The 19,694-nt window shown below is 38.6% G+C and carries 16 protein-coding genes; 1 reads left to right on the forward strand and 15 read right to left on the reverse strand.

Going from position 1 to position 19,694, the window contains the following annotated elements:
• Positions 1 to 147 precede the first annotated feature (147 nt).
• Complete coding sequence (locus tag OCV99_RS10345; protein ID WP_158370376.1) at positions 148 to 342, forward strand: hypothetical protein; 195 nt, start codon at positions 148 to 150, stop codon at positions 340 to 342.
• 47 nt (positions 343 to 389) lie between these two features.
• Here the strand turns inward: OCV99_RS10345 and OCV99_RS10350 are convergent, their stop codons facing one another.
• The 15 genes from OCV99_RS10350 to OCV99_RS10420 all read right to left on the reverse strand — a co-directional run bounded on the left by OCV99_RS10350 (position 390) and on the right by OCV99_RS10420 (position 19,647).
• Positions 390 to 2,528 (reverse strand): hypothetical protein, encoded by a 2,139-nt coding sequence (locus OCV99_RS10350; protein ID WP_158370378.1) that lies wholly within the window; start codon positions 2,526 to 2,528, stop codon positions 390 to 392.
• A complete protein-coding gene (locus OCV99_RS10355) occupies positions 2,482 to 2,913 on the reverse strand; it encodes a hypothetical protein (protein WP_227192677.1) in 432 nt (143 codons plus the stop codon). The genes OCV99_RS10350 and OCV99_RS10355 overlap by 47 nt, the downstream gene beginning before the upstream one ends.
• A 136-nt stretch (positions 2,914 to 3,049) precedes the next feature.
• Positions 3,050 to 4,033, reverse strand: a complete 984-nt coding sequence (locus tag OCV99_RS10360; RefSeq protein WP_158370381.1) for a hypothetical protein — start codon at positions 4,031 to 4,033, stop codon at positions 3,050 to 3,052.
• A gap of 22 nt (positions 4,034 to 4,055) precedes the next feature.
• Positions 4,056 to 5,378 carry a KAP family P-loop NTPase fold protein gene (locus OCV99_RS10365; RefSeq protein ID WP_158370382.1) on the reverse strand — a complete coding sequence of 441 codons (1,323 nt, stop codon included), beginning with the start codon at positions 5,376 to 5,378 and terminating at the stop codon, positions 4,056 to 4,058.
• Positions 5,379 to 5,881: 503 nt separating this feature from the next.
• Positions 5,882 to 7,582 (reverse strand): AAA family ATPase, encoded by a 1,701-nt coding sequence (locus OCV99_RS10370; protein ID WP_158370430.1) that lies wholly within the window; start codon positions 7,580 to 7,582, stop codon positions 5,882 to 5,884.
• A 285-nt stretch (positions 7,583 to 7,867) separates the two neighbouring features.
• Complete coding sequence (locus tag OCV99_RS10375; protein WP_262575384.1) at positions 7,868 to 9,109, reverse strand: hypothetical protein; 1,242 nt, start codon at positions 9,107 to 9,109, stop codon at positions 7,868 to 7,870.
• A gap of 15 nt (positions 9,110 to 9,124) precedes the next feature.
• Complete coding sequence (locus tag OCV99_RS10380) at positions 9,125 to 11,116, reverse strand: NACHT domain-containing protein (protein WP_262575386.1); 1,992 nt, start codon at positions 11,114 to 11,116, stop codon at positions 9,125 to 9,127.
• Positions 11,117 to 11,185: 69 nt separating this feature from the next.
• Positions 11,186 to 11,344, reverse strand: coding sequence for a hypothetical protein (locus OCV99_RS10385; protein ID WP_227192672.1), 159 nt, complete (start codon positions 11,342 to 11,344; stop codon positions 11,186 to 11,188).
• 289 nt (positions 11,345 to 11,633) lie between these two features.
• Positions 11,634 to 12,830, reverse strand: coding sequence for a polysaccharide biosynthesis C-terminal domain-containing protein (locus OCV99_RS10390; RefSeq protein ID WP_158370385.1), 1,197 nt, complete (start codon positions 12,828 to 12,830; stop codon positions 11,634 to 11,636).
• 36 nt (positions 12,831 to 12,866) lie between these two features.
• The gene (gene wecB / locus OCV99_RS10395) at positions 12,867 to 14,045 is read right to left on the reverse strand and encodes a non-hydrolyzing UDP-N-acetylglucosamine 2-epimerase (protein ID WP_158370386.1); all 1,179 of its coding nucleotides are present in this window, start codon (positions 14,043 to 14,045) and stop codon (positions 12,867 to 12,869) included.
• A 35-nt stretch (positions 14,046 to 14,080) separates the two neighbouring features.
• Positions 14,081 to 15,124 carry a polysaccharide biosynthesis protein gene (locus tag OCV99_RS10400; RefSeq protein WP_158370388.1) on the reverse strand — a complete coding sequence of 348 codons (1,044 nt, stop codon included), beginning with the start codon at positions 15,122 to 15,124 and terminating at the stop codon, positions 14,081 to 14,083.
• Between the two features lie 19 nt (positions 15,125 to 15,143).
• Positions 15,144 to 15,539: a glycerol-3-phosphate cytidylyltransferase gene (gene tagD, locus OCV99_RS10405; RefSeq protein ID WP_158370390.1), complete on the reverse strand. Its 396-nt coding sequence runs from the start codon at positions 15,537 to 15,539 to the stop codon at positions 15,144 to 15,146.
• Between the two features lie 26 nt (positions 15,540 to 15,565).
• Positions 15,566 to 16,522, reverse strand: a complete 957-nt coding sequence (locus OCV99_RS10410) for an acyltransferase family protein (protein WP_158370392.1) — start codon at positions 16,520 to 16,522, stop codon at positions 15,566 to 15,568.
• A 114-nt stretch (positions 16,523 to 16,636) separates the two neighbouring features.
• Positions 16,637 to 18,142, reverse strand: coding sequence for a CDP-glycerol glycerophosphotransferase family protein (locus OCV99_RS10415; protein ID WP_158370394.1), 1,506 nt, complete (start codon positions 18,140 to 18,142; stop codon positions 16,637 to 16,639).
• On the reverse strand, positions 18,142 to 19,647 hold the full coding sequence (locus tag OCV99_RS10420) for a lipopolysaccharide biosynthesis protein (protein WP_158370396.1): 1,506 nt from the start codon (positions 19,645 to 19,647) through the stop codon (positions 18,142 to 18,144). The genes OCV99_RS10415 and OCV99_RS10420 overlap by 1 nt, the downstream gene beginning before the upstream one ends.
• Between the last annotated feature and the right edge of the window lie 47 nt (positions 19,648 to 19,694).

Genomic DNA, 19,694 nt, shown 5'->3' on the forward strand with positions numbered 1-19,694 from the left:
TAATAACGAAAATTTTCGAATTTTTTGTTGACGCCATCGGGAAATTAGATTAATATGTATATGTGACGTGACATAAATATTGGAACTCATGCATACAATGTGCATATGATGTATATATATGCACTTTTGTTTTTTGGAGGTATTCTTATGAAAAAGTACTATACACGGGCAGTTGAATTTTCTCAAATAGATACAACACGCAACTGGTCCCGTGAGACAAATATTACCGATAAGGAGAATTCTTTTTCGCCTTTCTGCGAAGATTCCTTTTCATCCGTTAGCGACTCCCCTATCATGATTGCTGATCCAGCTCTGTACAATATAGAAACCGGAATCTTATAACCGGAACTGCCCTGACTGACCGTTCCGGTTATAAGCCTGCCTGTATTTTACTGGGTCTTTAATTCTTTCAACAGAAGTTCTTCTATTCCATCTGTATATTCCTTTATCTTTTTTATAATGGAAGCATAAATGCTTTCACAGCTTTCCGTTTGATCATAAAACATATTGTATATGTCTCTGATTTCCTGTACCTGCTTCTCATGTTCTTCTTCCAGAAGCCTTTTTTCTAGTTTCCTATAACAGGTTTCTGCATAATCATACAGCAAATCAAAGGTACAATTGAACGCATACATATTTTTATATATATACACAGACCTTGATGTTTCTTTTTTATTCTCCCCTTGAGTTTCTGCAGACAATTGTCTCGCTATTTTTCCCTCCGTCAAACACCGGATAATCTTTCGCCGCATCTCATATGGAGCGTCTTCTCTTCCTTTGACAAGTCTTCCCTCTGATATTCTGTATGCCTCCTCATATTTGTCTACATCCAATTGCAGTATTGCATACGCCGCAACATCTGAAAATACTTCCTTGTATATCTCCAATAATTCGGATATGATTTTACTGACAACTCTGGTTGACACAATTCCTTTACGGTTATCATCAAACTTGTTTTGCAGTCGGCAGATACAATTCAACTGTTCGATCTTTTTCTCACGCTCCATCATTTCCGGGTCAATGGTATATATATTTTTATAAATCACCCCTCTTTCATCCGTCAACAAAGAGGTACAACATTCTTCTAAAACATTCTGTATCACTGACACATGGTATTTCCCATCCGGAATTTTTTGTTTCACCGCACTTCCCAGCTCTCTAACAAAATCCCGATACATCTGTTTATTATTAATCTTCAGGAACCCTTCTGCTATTACTTTTTCCTGTTGGTTTTCCATTTGATCTGGCAGCTCCTTCGAGATAATCCCCTCGCAAATAATAAACGCCAGCGTTTTTATGATATTGCTCAGCCTTACCTCTCTGCACCGCACTTCATTTCCAATATAATGCGCTATTTCATGGGTTAAAATAATCATCAGATCTCTCGGCATATATAACGACCGCTGTGACACTTTGATACGAATCAGCCTACTTTCTTCTTCACTGTCCGGATACACCAGCCCCGTAGCCGGGATAGACTCCATCACCGGAGACAACAAACACTGATATTCAGCACCCTGATTATCATTCAGCAGTTTCTTCTCTTTCTCCAACATCCACATATACAGCAGGCACAATTTTATCGGAATTGAAAACGTGGTTCCTGTATAGCCCGGCACCATCAAAAATACCTGATCCGTATGGACAATATGGTTTACAACAGAATCAACTGCATCAACAAACTGGCAAATTGCCTCCGAAGCAGCTTTCTCCTGTGTTTTCTTCGGTTCTTCTTCCATGAAATCAAGCGCTGCGTACATCTGCTCTGTAAGCATTTTAAATGCAGGGAACACAAGATAGAAAATATCCTTAGATAATTTAAATTTTTCATACTGAGACAGCATATTCAGCGTCTGTATTAACGCCTGAAAATACGCATAAAAACTTTCGTCTCCTTTCTCCAGACTCAATGGCATTTTCCTAATATATTTTTCTATTTCCGACTCACACCATCCTCTACATTCTTCTTTTTTATCATTCTGATGATACCTGTCCCCGCTGCTGCAGGCTATATTCATCAACGAAGCTTCTCCTATACGAACCGAGGTTTCTATATTGTAAATCCCTTTGCCATACAACGGATTCTGATGTGTCGCAAATCCTTTCGGATACAATAGCTGCAAGAATGTGTTTGTATCAGTATTCCTTATACAAATCACAATATTTTCATGTCCGGTAACTTCAGAATATGTTACACTCCCCTTTCCTGGAATAATTTGTACGTCCATTTCCTTTTTAATTCTTGAGATTATGCCTAAATCCCCATCCGTTGCAATTTTCATAGAAATTTCAAAAATATCGTCATTTAAATGGTAAAACGGTTTCTTTTCTTTATTTTCACATAATACAGACAGGTACTTCTCCGAAACTCCCATAACAGAATGAAGATATTTCACTTCCGGGCTGCCTTCTATCAGTCTTATTGCCCCCTCTAAATTTACAATAGAATTTCCCCGCACAAAAACGACCAAATCCGCATTATCAAATGTACAATATGCTATAACTTTTATCGTGCTTTTTTTCCCCACAGAAATAATCTTTTTCGATATTCTTCTGCAGCCTTTCATAATTTTGTTTATCTGCAAGCTGCAGAAAGCACACTGCTAAAAACGGAAACTCCAAACCAGAATCCCAGAACCTTTCTACATTCGCCTCCGCTTCATTATCAGAACACCGGAAAAGCCCTATATCCTGTCTGCTATGTCTCCCTGTAAGCTTCCTTGCTGCTTCAACTGATGCATACCACAATTCTGATACCGGAGACTGCGAAGTCTTTGTATATAATCTGCTTCGTGTCTGATCTACTTTCCTTATATCCATTCCATCATAATATCCCCAGCAGGAGAAGTCGCTTTCCATAGGATTTTCCGGATCATACGAATCCAGATAATGCTGCTTATATAGCGTTAACATTCTCAAATCTCTTGTCATTCTTTATATATCCATCCTTTCATTAATTCAGTATATAAATGGTTTCCCATTCTGCTATCCTCGTCTTTCTCAGACATTCCATCCCAACACCTGTTCAAAAATTGTTCTTCTTCAACATTTAGTCTATGCTCAAAATCTCCCAGAATTGATCTGTCAACATTCTTCTGTACTCCTGTCCCTCGTATTTCATATGATAACCATTATATACAAGCCCCCAGATTAAGACTCTTCTGCGATTCTCGTATTTTATATTCAGGATTTTTTCTGAAAAGCAGTCAAATCCTATCATTTCTACATTGTCAAGCGCCGCCCGCATAACTCCACACTGCGCAGACAGCACTTTCTGCCCGCACAGATATTCCCTTATTATATCTGTCAACCCCTCTTCCTTTCCATTTGCCTTTATCATAGCATCCACAATTTTCGCCACATAATCCCGGATATTTTCCTCCAACTCTTCACTCATATCATCTGCATTCAATTCGCCAATCACAGTTACCAGTGAGTCAAGGCACAAATCTTCTTCTGCATATTTTATATTCTTCACTAATTTAAGAATAATCCCCGTTACCTGCGCATTTTCCTGAATGTCCTTCTTCATCTTCCCTTTTACGGTATCACGAAAGTTCGTTGCAGACGGCTCTAAACAGATTGCAGCAAATATATACACTACCGACACAAATAAGATGATCGGCAAGACAGCCAGCGTAATTTCCCAGTTATATGTAACGGACAAATACAATTCCATCAGCTCAAGCATATAAATTCCAATCAAAGCCGCCCTCTTTTTCACAGAAATATTGGTAAAAATAATATCAACATTCGGTATACCATACTGCTTTTCCTTAAACATGCCGAGCCAAAACACAAGCAGAGTTCCTATAAACACCCAGACAGCAATTAAAATTGCACTTATCACAGCATAGGCATCACCTGCTTTTTGAAAAAATTCTTCCATCACCCTCGAACAATATTGCATCGGAACCAAATCAAACAGAACAGGGATAAGAAGCCCTGCATAAATTACCTCATAAAACCACCTGGATTCCCGTATCTTTTTATACCATTTGAAAACTTTTCTTTTTACAGCATCTTCCATCATCGTTTATCTCTCTTCATCCCTCTTAACTTAATAAAACTTCCGCAAGCTTTACAAATCTTACCGCGCATTCTTCTTCAGTTCTTAAATCGCACTCCTCATCCCATACAAAGATATTCTCTTTCAACACTTTATCCCATAGCCAGAACATCCTATCCTCCACATTTTCATGTAATAAAACCGTTCTTCTTCTGGCATTTAAAAAAGTAGTATTTCTTCCTTCAATTCTCGTTATCATTTTCTTCATAAAATTACCCAGCTTCAAACCAAGCATCCCCAACTCGTTGCCAGTAATATTCAACTGCAATATCCAGGAAAAGTCCGAACTTCCCGTCCGCAGTCTCAATCCAAACCACAGAACTTCCAGCCACATCAACGAAGCGTCCCTTTTCTCATCCGTTTCGCAGACAATTCTATGTATCAGCTCTACATTCTCCATAATTTTTTCCTGCCGCCTGATATCATAGCCGTCAAACAAAACATAAAACATGTTTTGAAATTCCCCTTCCCCATCAGGAAATTCCCGAAACAGCTCAAAGTAACTGCTATACTTTTCATAAAAACCTTTTGTCATTTTACCTTTATCCAGCTTAAGCGTAAAATCAATAAATTTCTTTAAATATTGACTCGCCTCCGTTTTCTCTCCAAATATTTGTTTAACAGAATTCTCAAGCTGCTTCTGATCAATTGCGATTATTACAGTTATATTAGGAATCCCCTTTAACAAATGATGCAGCCGCTCCAATACTTTAATTGCATAATCCGGCAGACACCGATCCAGTTCATCCACCACCCAGATAATAGGTTTATATTCCGCTATCTTCTTCAACTGTTCCCTGACGGTCTTCAAAGTCTCTTTAAACGTAGATAAATTATCAAACTTTTTATTTTCTTCCGCTATGCCCTCCCCTTTTTCCTTAATCTTTTCTAATGTACCAACCACATCAAAACCTATTTTATTCTTAATAACTTCTCCAGCTATCTCCTTCACCGCTTCTCCGGCCGTCTTCATTGCACCTTCAATAAAACTCTCTACTTTTCCCGAGAAAAGATTTTCCTTTTCATTCACAGTGTCAAGCATCGCTGCCACAATTGCGATAATCGGCTCCTCATAATAATCATATTCCCAGCAGTTATAATGAAAAAGGAAATATTTGTCACCTGCTTCTTCCTCTGATTGAAGCGACGCTATTTTTTCTTCAAACATCTCCAGAACATAAGATTTTCCAGAACCCCACTCCCCATCTATTGCAAACATTCTGGCTCCATCCCGGGCAGAAATTGTTTCCACTATTTCAATCAAATCCCCCACAAATTTGCTCCGGTTCAAAATGTCTTGCTTTTGCATTCTTGCCCCTCCTTTTTTACATAAAAAAAGGTAAGCAAACAAAGCAGTCTCCACTGCTTTATTTCCTTACCTTGATTAGCCTTTTTTATTATAACACAGTTTTATACCTTTTTCGACAATTCTTTTCCGCTGCTTTAAATAAAGTTGTAGCGCTAATGCAGAAAAATTATATATGTTACTTCAAAATACCCTTTATTGTTCCGGACGAAAGATAATAATTCAAATCTATCGATTATTTAAGACAAACTCTTCTCTGCCTCTAAATTGCAAATGAACCAAAAATACATAGACAAACCATAACTCTGTCCGATGTGCTAATGACAAAATAGCCGCACAAGGATATCTCCCGTTCATCAGCTTCTTTCGAAATGCTGTGATAAATGTAATACACTGACCCCCGTATTTTTGCAAAAATTTCCGCAGAAATACGGGGGATTTTTGAATTTCCTTTTTCGTTAGGGCTACTCAGATTTGGAAGTTAAGGATTCCGGTCAGACCAGCCACTATTGTCCGCCCATTACGACTCTGCATTCCTTTTCCCAGAATGCCATGCCATATTTTATGATTTTTGCAGCCTTTCTTCTTTCAAGAGCCGCCGTATATTTCCGTTCCTCAATCTGTCTGAGTGCATCCGCACAGCCTTTTTCCAGGTTCCCGTCATCTGCATACTTCAGTTCGATCACGATGCCGATCTTATCCGGCGTGTATACCAGGATATCACTGTACCCTTCCCCTGTCTCTGCATTTGATCTGACCAGCCAGTCGCTTCTGCTCTGCAGGAGTCCCAGAACCATGCCGTGGTAGAAGTTCTCTTTCATGTTCCTGCGGACAGCGGTATCACGCACACTGATGGAATCCCACAGATATCCGTGAAGCATCTCTTCTATCCGTTCTGCATCCCCATCCGGAAATGCCGCGCAGAATTTTTCTATTCTTGATATGTCCGCCCGTGAAGTATCCCCGAACCATTCCCTGACCTGCGTGACAAATAAATCCCTGATTTCAGCGTTTGGTATGGCTAATGTATAATCTTTTGCAGAAACACGCCCTGTGGTCGTCAGATATCCGGTCATCAACAGCACGCTCCACAGGTTTTCAATACTGCTGTCAATTTCCCTGTAAGTCAGTTCCTGCCGTATTCTCTTCCGGACAGCCCCGCCGGCAATCAGCTGTTCAACCTCGTCCCTTGTGGACTGGTCTGCTTTATCAATAAAATGCCGTACAAGTTCATTCCCACTTGTATTTGCCCAGTAATTATCTGGCAATGCATTCTTGTTTCTCCGGAGAGCCTGCGTATACTTGATGACATCCCAGGGACAATAGATAAGCCTTTCTCCGAACCGGTACCCGTCATACCATTCACGCATGATATCTGCTGCCTCCTCCCGTCCGTAGTATACCAGCAGCTCTTTTACCTCGTCATCCGTAAATCCGAAACTGTCGCTAAAATATTCATCCGTGACGGTCATGACATTAAGGTTGTTCAGTCCGGTAAAAATACTCTCTTTCGAAACACGCAGACATCCCGTGATAACTGCAAAATAAAGATCCGCATTCGACTTCAGCGCATTACCGAAAAGATTTCTGATAAGCATGACCATCTCATCATAATATCCATTCTGGAATGCCTTATCCAGCAGCACATCATACTCATCTATCAGAAGGATCACCTGTCTGCCATAATGCTTTGACAAGAGCAGCGAAAGCACCTTCAGGCTTGTCAGCATGACCGCATCCGTCATCGTAAATACGCTGCTCTGCAAACTCCCGACTTCAATCAGCTGGCGGTACATTGCACGTTCTTCTTCTGACAGCCTGTCGCTTTCCAGCAGGAACAGGAACCGCATGGCCTCAATCCCTATCACGGAGCGCAGCGCAGCACATGCTTCCTGGTAATTTTTCCCGTCAACACTCTTCAGCGTTATGGAAATCACCGGAAATTTCCCCATATATTCCTCGCAAAGTTCTGTCTCCTTTGAAATTTCCAGCCCGTCAAACAGCGTCCGGTCACATCCGATCTCAAAAAAAGCCTTCAGCATGTCCATTGTAAGCGTCTTCCCGAAACGACGTGGGCGCGTAAACAGGTTTACTTCACCCCAGTTTTCCAGAAGCTCTGCTATGAACATTGTCTTATCCACATAATAAAAGCCCTGCGTCCTGATTTTTTCAAATCCATCCACACCTACAGGCAGTTTCTTCATCATACTGCAGCCACCCCTTCCCGGTATCATCATCCGGCATGGATAACCGTCTTTCCCTTTCCTGGAACCAGTGCCGGTGTTCTGATATTTCCATCTTACCATCAATGCGGACAGTCTGCAAGATTATAAGCTGCGGCTGCCTGTTTATTTCAATTTTTCTTTCGCCAGCTCTTCCTGGATATATACCTGAGACGTAATCGGGTTCCCGTTCATCAGCCTCTTTCGAAATGCTTCGTTTGGGAGCATCATGGTGTCATCATCAACACATAGTTTACCTATCGTTGCTCTCTAACTCAGGCTTTCTTTTACTCTGTCCAACAGCATTTTTAACTCTTGATCCTGAGGGAACTCCTTCTCTATCCACTTCTCGTTCATCTTCAGCCGTTCCTCCATCTTCTCTCGTTCGTGAACGCCAAGCTCCTGACTCAAAATAATGTAATTAAGACTCGTCTCTATAATATACCTGTTCACTTTAAAATTATTAATCTTTATAAGCTGCTCAGCCAGAGCTGTAGATTCGTCATACAGCTCTCTGGCTTTCTGCAGATTCTGCCGTTCTTGCTCATATTGTCCATATTCATTCGTTACAATGCGGATATAATCGCTGATCACTCTTCCGTGCTGCTCTCCTATATCTTTTTCCTTTATGCCACGGAGAATCTCCAACGATGTTTCATACAAATCCCGGATTGTTCTGTCCTTCGGCTCCCATCCAACCTTCCGACATACAGTCCCCAGCTTTCGATAAAACATCGCCTCCCGCGGAAGGATCCCATACTCAATTCTATTCCGGGTATTCACCAACAAATACGGCTCCGCTTCCTCCTGCTTTTTGATCCACGTCATTTTCTCTGTAATCTCATCATATTTTTCTGCTATTTTTTCAACCGCCCGCTCCTTCTCAAATATGACGAGCAGCCGTTCTGCCGCCTGTTCATACAAATTGCACCCCGCGATAAAATCCGTATCGAGAATTTCCTCAGTCAGACGATAACTCTGCATGAAAAGTTCCTCCACCTCTTCAAGGCTGCCCTTCTGTTCAAGCAAAAAAATTCCTTTTAACGAACAAAACTTAGACTGCAATTCCAATGCTTTCGTCTCTTTTCTTTCCATAGCTTTCAAAATCTGGATTCCTTCCTCAAAATAATCCAGGATTTCTTTCTTTTCTTTCATAGAACGGGAATCCATGCTTCCACATCCCCACGTCTGCCTATAAATATCCTTTTTATGAAAAATATAATTATTATAAACAGCTACCAACAGCATATCATCCTTTACATTCTGTTTTTTCAAAATCTCAATACAAGCATCAGACATTGCTATATCCAAATCTTTTACATACCATCCGATTTCCTGTGTAGGCATAAATTTTTCATATTGAAAAATTGCTTCAGCAAACTCTCTCCGATATATTCTTCCAACATTTTTTCTGCTGACATCTTTTTCTGTCACATACCTGTAAATATTTCCGTACAGGTAAATTGTCGAAAAATCATAATCTATTTTCGGATCATACTTTCCCTGCGGCAAAAAATAATTCCGATACTAAGATTCTATAAAACCAATCCACTCCTCGACAAGTTCATCCATCAAACCGCCAAACTCCTGAACAATCGCTTCCTGATACTTCTCATTTTTACATTCAGCAATAGTATGATTATTAATCTCAGCTATTCCTGTCCTTTTATAAACAAGGAGACTTTCAAACATCTGTAAAATCGCCAGGATTTCCGTTATATTGCCTCCTGTTTCCATCTCTTCAAGAAAAACACAGTCCTTCACTGTAAGCGGGCAATACGCCGTCGCAATAATCAGCAGAATCCGCCCCGCTTTATGATATACCTTCTCCCCAAGCACCTGACGCATGTAGGCAAAAAATGCTTTCCGGCCATCCTTTTCATCAAAAATTGTCCATATATTCCGATGATTCTTTACCGCCTCTTTAAATAAAGTTACATAAAGTCTGAAATCCACAAAGCGGTATTTTGCCTCCTCGCACATTTTTTTCAGAACCGCCTCTTTCTCTTCCTCAGGCACCCCTTCTGCTCCGCTATTTTTACACGCCTCGGTAAAATAGCCTCTCAACATCCTGCCATAGAGCTTTTTATCGGAGTTATTTTTCAACGTAAAATTGCACTCTGCGCACACACTTTCCTTTCTGAGCTGCGCCAGTTTGCCTTGTGTAAAATCACTCAGACTTTCCGTATCTCCATTTCTTGAAGTAAGCAGTATATAGACGCCTTCCGCAAGCTGATCCCGCAACGGTATAAAGTCGAAAATATTCTTTTTATTTCCTTCTTCATAAATCTCATCAATTCCATCAATGATAAAAAGCAGCTTCAGCGCTTCATTCTGACGCTCTTTCCTCACACATTGCAGCACATCCTCTAAACACTCTGCCATTTCCTTCTTTCCGTCCAGCCATTTCAACTGTCTGGACTCCTTTCCGACCGTCGTCTGCCCGGAACACTTCTCCATTTTAAACAGACTATTAAATTCCGTCACAAACTCCTCCATACTTCGATATTTCAACGCACTGCAATAATACGCTCTTATATACAATTTCTCCTCATATTTATCCGCCAACAGTTGATTTAAACTAGACACAAAAGCCGTTTTCCCCATTCCTCTGTCCATCGTAAGAAGAAATACTCCTTTTGGTTCCTCCTCCATCACCCTATTCAGCCATTTCATAAGCTTTTTATTGTCCTGATACATTTCCGGTTTATTCAGCCTTTGAAGATTCATAACATCCTCCCATTTCCATCTTGTATCCAACTGAACCTTCCTGTATCTTTCCAATTCATCGGCAATCTCCTTTTTCTTTACAGCATCCCTGTACCATGCGTTGTCTATATCCAGGTGTTTTCCATTCATATAGTTCAGAGAATGTACATTGTAATTTAAAGAATTGAATTTATCAAAGAAAAATTCTTTCTCAAAAATATATCTTTCCAGGCAGATTCGCTTTCCACTTATCTCTGCAACCACATTTTCTTCCTGCCTCAAAACAATTTTCTCATAATCCTCTATCGTTTCCTCCAGGCAATCGTCAATTCCCCTTGACAAACGACGCATATCATAAATAAAATCATCTGAATCCTCAAAAGGCAGCGCTCCATGCCCGATCATATCATTGCGCCATTCAACAATCCGATAATCACTCACAAATCTACCGACAACCTTCAAAATATGATACACCTCCGGCATATCCTTTTTAAGCACATCATATCCCAGCAACTTAACCAAAAACTCTTTCCACTTACCCAGGCTCAGCGATTTTGACAGCAAATCCTTCACAATACCTCGGATTCTCATATCTTCCAGATTTAAATCCTCATAAAACAAACAGGAAAAACCAAGAAACACCGGAAATTTTATTATCAGTTCCGCAATATCCCTCAGCTCAAACCAGGCACCTGCATACTGTCCCCTTTTCACCAGCTCATAAAATCTATTATATTCATGACTTATAAAATATGGAAACACACCTTTTTCTATCGCTTCTTTAACAACTTCATTTTCTTTTTTTAACATAATAAATCCTCCCGCCGCGAACATGCACAAACTGAGGCCGGCAATAAAATCGCCGACCTCAAGCTTATGTTAAATAATCTGTGCTTTAAAACAAGCATGATCACTTAACGATGCCTCCACCACTATCTCTCTCCCTGAAATCACTCCAACAAAAATGGACGCAAGGATAAGTAGCAGACACATCCTATTCAGAACGGCTTTCTGTTTGCTTTTCTTCCACTTCTTCATCTAACATTACCTCCTTCACTTCCTCTGGGTGTATAAGTTACAGCCGCAGATCTAACAAAAGCTGCAGATGGACAGGCGACTCCTCCAAACGAGGCCGGAAAAGACTTACGCCCGTCTTATGTAATGGTTCAGCAAACAAACAGCCAATGAATAGCAACAAAAAAGGTAAGCAAACAAAGCAGTCTCCACTGCTTTATTTCCTTACCTTGATTAGCCATTTCTATTGTAACACAAACTTATATATTTTTCGACAATTTTTCAAAAAAAAATGTCGTTTCCAACCTTACTACTATACCGGCTCCCCAAACGTGTCCGGCCGCTCAGGATTAAAGATCTCATTGCAAGTCATGACAGTTACCAAATCCTCCGTGTCAGACAAATTAATAATATTATGCGTCCATCCGGGAATCATATGGACAGCTTCTATCTTCTCTCCACTGACCTCGAACTCCACCATCTCACCGGTGTTAATATTTCGTTCCTGAATCAGTCCATGTCCATGCACTACAATAAACAGTTCCCACTTGGAATTGTGCCAGTGCTGCCCTTTCGTAATACCTGGTTTGCTGATGTTAACACTCACCTGTCCACAATCGGCAGTATGCACCAGTTCCGTAAAACTGCCACGGTCATCCACATTCATCTTCATCACATACTTGAACTTTTCCTTCGGAAGATAGGTCAAGTACAAGCTATACAGCTTCTTCGCAAAAGAGCCGTTCGGCATCTTCGGCATCAGCAACGTCTGCGGCTGTTGTTTGAACTCTTCCAGCAAATCAACTATTTCACCCAGCGTAACTTTATGGGTCACCGGTACATAGCAGTATCTTCCATTTTCATCGGCAACCGTTTCAACACCCTCAAACTCGCAATATGCCTCTTTTTCCTCCAGCAGGTCGAACATTCCCTCCACCAGATCGTCGATGTAAAGAAGCTCCAATTCGATATTTCTGTCATTAACAGTGAAAGGTTCATCGTTTGCCACCGCCCAACAGAAAGTAGATACTGCAGAATTGTACTTCGGCCTGCTGTGTCCCATCAGATTAGGGAAACGATAGACAGCAACCTTTGCACCGGTTTCCTTCGCATAATCGAAGAACAATTCCTCACCAGCCTTTTTACTCCTACCATATTCGCTATTTCCAAAACGTCCGGCAAGGGTTGCCTGGATGGATGAAGATAACATAATGGTTGCCTTATTATCATACTTCTTCAGATGATTCAACAGCTCCGAAGCAAAGCCGAAATTGCCTTTCATAAAATCCTCCGGATTCTCCGGGCGGTTCACTCCGGCAAGATTGAATACAAAGTCCGCTTTACGGCAGTACTCGTTCAATTCTTCTGATGTAGAATTCAAATCATACTCATAAATTTCCTCAATATGAAGATTTGGTCTGGTTCTGTTTTTGTTATCACGAATATTTTTCAAGTTGTTACAAAGGGCAGTCCCCACCATTCCCTTTGCTCCGGTTACTAAGATATTCATAACCTGATACCTCTTTCTTTTCTTCCGGTGTGCTTATTAAATATCTTTTCTCCACACCATCTTATTTACTACACCTGTATAACTCTGGATGATCTTGACCACCTTGTCTGATACATTCTCATCCACATAATCCGGCACCGGAATACCCAGATCACAGTTTCTGTTCATCTCCACAGCCACATCCACTGCCTGAAGCAGTCCCTTTTCATCAATACCGGACAGGATAAAGCAAGCCTTATCTAATGCTTCCGGGCGCTCAGTAGAGGTGCGGATGCACACCGCAGGGAAAGGATGTCCAACGCTGGTAAAGAAACTGCTTTCCTCCGGCAGCGTACCACTGTCAGATACCACAGCAAATGCGTTCATCTGCAAACAGTTATAATCATGAAAGCCAAGTGGTTCATGCTGAATTACGCGCGGATCAAGCCGGAAGTTAGTTGCTTCAATTCTCTTCCTGCTTCTCGGATGACAGGAATACAAAATCGGCATGTCGTACTTCTCTGCCATTTTATTGATGGCATTGAACAGCGAGAGAAAGTTCTTCTCCGTGTCAATATTTTCCTCACGATGAGCAGAAAGAAGAATATACCGTCCTTTTTCCAAACCTAATCGCTGGTGAATATCGGATGCTTCAATCTTAGCAAGATTATTATGAAGTACCTCTGCCATCGGAGAACCGGTTACATAGGTGCGTTCCTTCGGCAGCCCGCAATCTGCAAGGTACCTTCTTGCATGTTCAGAATACGCCATGTTCACATCCGAAATAATGTCTACAATACGACGGTTAGTTTCTTCCGGCAGGCATTCATCCTTGCAGCGGTTCCCGGCTTCCATATGGAAAATCGGAATATGCAGACGCTTTGCTCCAATCACCGACAAACAGGAATTGGTATCACCAAGAACCAATACGGCATCCGGTTTGATTTCTTCCATAAGCTGATATGATTTTGCAATGATATTGCCCATAGTTTCACCAAGATCTGCACCCACTGCGTTTAAATACACTTCCGGAGCATCCAGCTCCAGGTCATGGAAGAACACACCGTTCAAGTTGTAGTCATAGTTCTGCCCCGTATGTGCTAAAATCGTATCAAAATAAACGCGGCATTTCTTAATCACCGCAGAAAGCCGGATAATCTCCGGGCGTGTACCGACAATGATTAATAACTTTAACTTTCCATTTTCCTTCCATTTTACATTATTAAATACACTCATCACATTTCCTCTTCCAATCAGTTTCAAAAAACATCTTATTTCTCGACAAACCTTAGCTGTTCCTGCACATAATCAGTCGTAAGAATCTTTTCCACCGTTCCATCCACATCTAAACGTCTGGTATTGTGACTGGTGTATGATTCATCCGCTTCCGTGTGAGCTTGTCCTTCTATAAAAAATTTATCATAATTCAAATCTCGGCTATCTGGAGCTACACGGTAATAATTTCCCATATCTTCAGCGCGCAGTCTTTCTTCCCTTGTCATCAAAGTCTCGTATAATTTCTCACCATGTCTGGTTCCGATAATTCTTGTCCCAGTATCTCCAAAAAGCTTCTGAACAGCCTGCGCCAGAACACCAATCGTTGACGCATCCGCCTTCTGAATAAACAAGTCTCCCGGATTTGCATGCTCAAATGCAAACTTAACCAAATCCACGGCTTCATCCAGATTCATCAAAAAGCGAGTCATATTTGGGTCTGTAATAGTTATCGGATTACCTGCTTTTATTTGATCAACAAATAACGGTATCACACTTCCGCGGCTGCACATAACATTACCATAACGAGTACAGCATATAACTGTACCGCCCCGTTCTGCAGCTACCCGGGCATTGGCATAAATAACATGTTCCATCATTGCCTTGGAAATCCCCATCGCATTAATTGGATAAGCCGCCTTATCTGTTGATAAGCATACTACACGCTTAACACCACAGTCAATTGCCGCATGCAGCATATTATCAGTTCCTTCCACATTTGTACGAACCGCCTCCATTGGAAAAAACTCGCAAGATGGCACCTGTTTCAATGCAGCAGCATGAAATACATAATCCACACCCCACATAGCGTCCTTAATCGACTGTGCACTACGCACATCGCCTATGTAAAACTTCACTTTCCCCGCATATTCAGGAAAACGCGCCTGCAAATCATGACGCATATCATCCTGTTTCTTTTCATCTCGTGAAAAAATACGAATCTCTCCAATATCCGTTGTCAAAAAATGTTTCAACACGGTGTTACCGAATGAGCCTGTCCCACCGGTAATCATTAAAGTTGCACCTGAAAATACTGACATTGCTTTTCTCCCTTGATAATTATTTTTTATATAAATCTTGCTTGATTTGCGTTGTACTGATTTCTGGTGTTCTTGGTAAATAAATCACTTCACACCCTTCTTCTTTTAAGAAGTCAAATTGCCCCTTCCAATCATCTCCAATTACAAACGTATCAATATGATATTCTCGAACATCCGTCTTTTTTTGCTCCCAATTTTCTTCTGGAATCACAAGATCCACATAACGTATTGATTCTAAAAGCGCTTTCCGCTGTTCATATGTAAAGTAACACTTTTTTTGTTTTTCCTTCCAATTAAATTCATCAGTAGAAAGACATACAATAAGATAATCTCCCAATGTCTTTGCTCTTTTTAATAAATTGATGTGCCCATAATGTAAAAGATCAAATGTTCCATATGTTATTATTCGCTTCATAAGTACACTCCTTTGTAATAAATTTTTTAAAACAAAATACTATCCATTTTTCTAAATATTTTCTGCATTGCATATACAAGAAATATGGTTCCAATTGTCGCAATTATAAAGTACAAGTACAGATTACTTAATCCGATATAATCCAATATAATAAATGGAATTCTCTGTAAAATATAGATATAAAACAAATTTTTCCCACACCAGCTCAGCAACTTGCTTTTACATGTAAACTTCATGGAAAATAACAAAACAAATGCTATGATTGCCATTGACTGAATCCAGAAATATATTAAATAATTATATTGAGAAAATAAAAACAATCTATTTCCTGCAAACACCAAACAGACCATCACAAGCACACACCAATATCTATATGTTTTAAATTGTACAATTTTTAATACACGGTCTTCAATCAAATAAAATACCATCCCCATTACATAACAAACAATGCTATCATACCACACTGTAGAATATTGTAAGACTTTTCTAAAAATAATCATATATATTAAAACAGATAGTAATACAAAGCTTGTCCCCAACGCCAAATACAGTTTTTTATTCAAAAGTTTCCCTAAAAAGAAACCTATAAAAGATGCAATATATAAATAGAGTATCGCAAAAATATACCAATTTGAATTTCCTAAAGAATCAATCGCAATTAACGCCTTTATTACCGTCTTTAAATTATACGAATTGCCGAGTAAAAACTGCAACCCTCCATATAACAAAACTATAATGGCAAAATGTATCCATGTCTTAAAGATTCTCTTTTTAGGAAATTCATTTAAATAATTCTGTCCTTTCTTATCAATTGAACAAATCACTCCATAGCCTGAAAGAAATAGAAAAAGCACTACCACAAGCTGACCAATAATTAAATCGTTAATATTAATATAAATTTGGTCAAACAAATTGATATTACCATGCCACCCCCCCCCACCATATGACTCATAAATATCAGTAAAATAAAAAATCCTTTCCATGGAAGCATCGTCTCTGGACTGATATATTCCCTATTAAACCCTTTTCTTGTATATGTTGTTTTCAATACAAGCAATATACATATTAGAACAAAAATAAAAATCATAGCCAATCTCCTATTTTAAATTCTTTAAATACTCTGGTGCATTTTTTTGATACACTCGATGTACCCTCATATTTCCAAGCATTCTACATTTCTCTCTTTGATATGCTTTTTGAGTGATTATACGCAAATGTACATACGGAAATATCTTTACCAAAAGCATTGCCAGTCTTTCTTTCAATGTATATTGTCCGCAACTACTCCCTACGATAAAATTGGTTTCCACAATCTTTTCATTCTTTTGAAAAAACAAATTTTTACGTTTCGGTATTAAGAAAATCCATGTCTTATTTCCATCATCATCCACATTCCACTGTTCAAAGTCAGCGTCAGCTTCATCAATCACAACCAAATTGCAAATCGGCATCTGATTTCTTCTCGGAAGATCGAACACTATTTTCGTAATTTTAGCTATTGGTTCTCCTGCATCATACGGACAAAATATTTCTTTTAATCTTTCTGATGAACACACTTCTTTTTTTACCAATTCCGCTAATGTATCAATATCCATTGCAATGGGTATTTCAATCAATTGCTCGATCTCTTTATATACTCCTCTGCTTTTATAATACTCTTCTCTATCAAATTGATATAAAACAATCGGCCTTTTTGTATTTAGAAAATCAAACAAAACACTCGAATAATCTGTGATTAATATGTCACAGCATTGTAAAAACTCATATACTTCATAATTTTCCGGAATATACTGAATCTTTTTCATCTGACTTCTATCTGAAGTATCTAATGGATGCAATTTAACATAAATCAAATATTGTTCTCCCAGCTTATCAGCAAGTCTTTCCATTTTTTGGATAAAATCAATACTTTTCCCATTAGCGTTCCTCCATGTAGGCATATAGAAAATCACTTTTTTATTACCAAAACCAAGTTTTTCCCTTTCATTTTTTCTATAAACTTCATTATAAAAAATCTCATTTCTAGGATAGCCAATTTCCTGAATCCCGTTAGATACAACTCCACTAACATTAAAATCTTTGTTATAAATTTCCGTTGTAAACGGATTAGGTGAAAGTAAATAATCACACATCAAAAAATCTCTCTGCATATTTTGAACAATCAAAGCATCCTCTGACGCCCTTTTCCCAATATACTTCAGTGGTGTGCCATGCCACGTATTAACATAAACTTGCTCTGTTTTCTTTACAAAATCCATTGGAAAAGTCACGTTATTAAAAATATACTTAGAAGAATACAATTCCTTAATATATTCTTCTGACAGATATTCAATAACCTTTACTCTGCCATCATACAAATTTTTGCTTTTCAAAAAAGTAATAACTGATGTTTTTACTTTTGCTGCAATTACAAAAGTAAAATCTAAAAATGCCACATCGTCAAAATATCTTTTAAAAATGTAATAAACATTCCCTTGAAAACTTGAAGCGCTGAAAGATTCAAAAAATATTTTAAACTCATCCACACTCGTCTTCTCTCTCAAGATTAACCATCTTTGCTCGGCAAAAGTTCTTTTTACTTTATTTTTAATACGCTTTATCATTATTTTTTTACTTTCCTTATTACTGACTTCACTAAATCTTTTTCATCTGTGTTCATACACCATACATAGCCCAGAATACAATAACCAATAGTATACAAAAATATTTTCACTGCCAGAAATACAATATTTGACGTAACAAATTTTTGATTCAAAAAAATACCCACACATACTAAAGGTAAATATTTTAATGTAATTATTGCTATATTTTTCCAAAAATCACCAATATCCAACCCTATCTTACGTTTATAAAACCAATTCATAACAATACCATGGCCTAAAATCATGGACAAATATGTACAAATCGCGCATCCTATTCCCTGCCATTTATAAGCCACAAAATAACTGGACACCGCATTAATTAACGCAATACAAAAATAACATATTGATCTAAATGCGTGCTTATTCATTGCTTGTACAATATGTACTCCCATATTTTGTATGAGCGGAACAATAGCCCCAGAGATAACAATCATTGCTATATAATAAGCTGTTTTGTATTCTTCACCAGCCCAACACTCAATGAATTCCTTACCAAAAATAAAAAAACCTGTATAAATTAGAAACAGAACAAAATACTGAATTCTTCCTATTTTCAGGAAAAACTGATATATGATTTCTTTCGAACCTTCTGTAACCATTTTTGTAACTCTAGGGAAAAACACGTTACTAATCGACCACGAAAACTGCTGAAAATATGTGTGAATCTGTGACCCTACTGAATATACTGCTACTGCTGCTTCTCCAGAAACTACACCTAATATTATTTTATCAGTATTCCAGTAAAGCTGATCCACTATTGCTCCCAGAAATACAAACGCAGAATATCTGGAAATCTCTTTTAGCAAATTTCTATCAAATCTACCAAACCGTATTTTAACCTTAAGTTTAGTGTGAACATAAATTGCATTTAAAGAAATCAGAAAAAAATTCAGGCTCAATGCCACTACAGAAAGCGAAACTGCTTTATGTCCATGTATCAACAAAGGAATCATAATAATCGGATTCAAAATTGTTGACATCATTCCTGTAATCTTTAAAAACGTAAACTCTTCATATGATGTAATGATGGAACTATACACACTACCGGGAAAGCTAATTGCCAAACTAAAAATCATAATAATCATTATAATTCTTAATTGAGCAATGCCCGTTTCACCCGTTGACACTGTATATATATTCTGAATATTAACAACTAGAATAGCCCCTATAATCATAGTAAGTACAGATATAAGAGCAAATATGGTCACAAACATACCATATAAGTATTCTGCATCTTTATATTTCTTTTCTATCCTATACTTAGTTGCATATCTGACAACAGCATTTCCAAGTCCTAAATCAAACAAATTCAGATAACTAATAACTGAAGCTGCCATATTATAAAGCCCATATTGCTGTTGCCCCAAATGTCTCAACATAAATGGTGTATACAACATAGACACGATAATGCTCACAAACATTGACATATAGGAAAGTAATATACTAATTTTTAAATTATTTTTCATTCTTATCCCTTTCACCTATACATAAACAAGCATCTATTAAACTGGAA

Source organism: Dorea acetigenes (assembly GCF_025567385.1).
Lineage (GTDB): Bacteria > Bacillota > Clostridia > Lachnospirales > Lachnospiraceae > Claveliimonas > Claveliimonas acetigenes.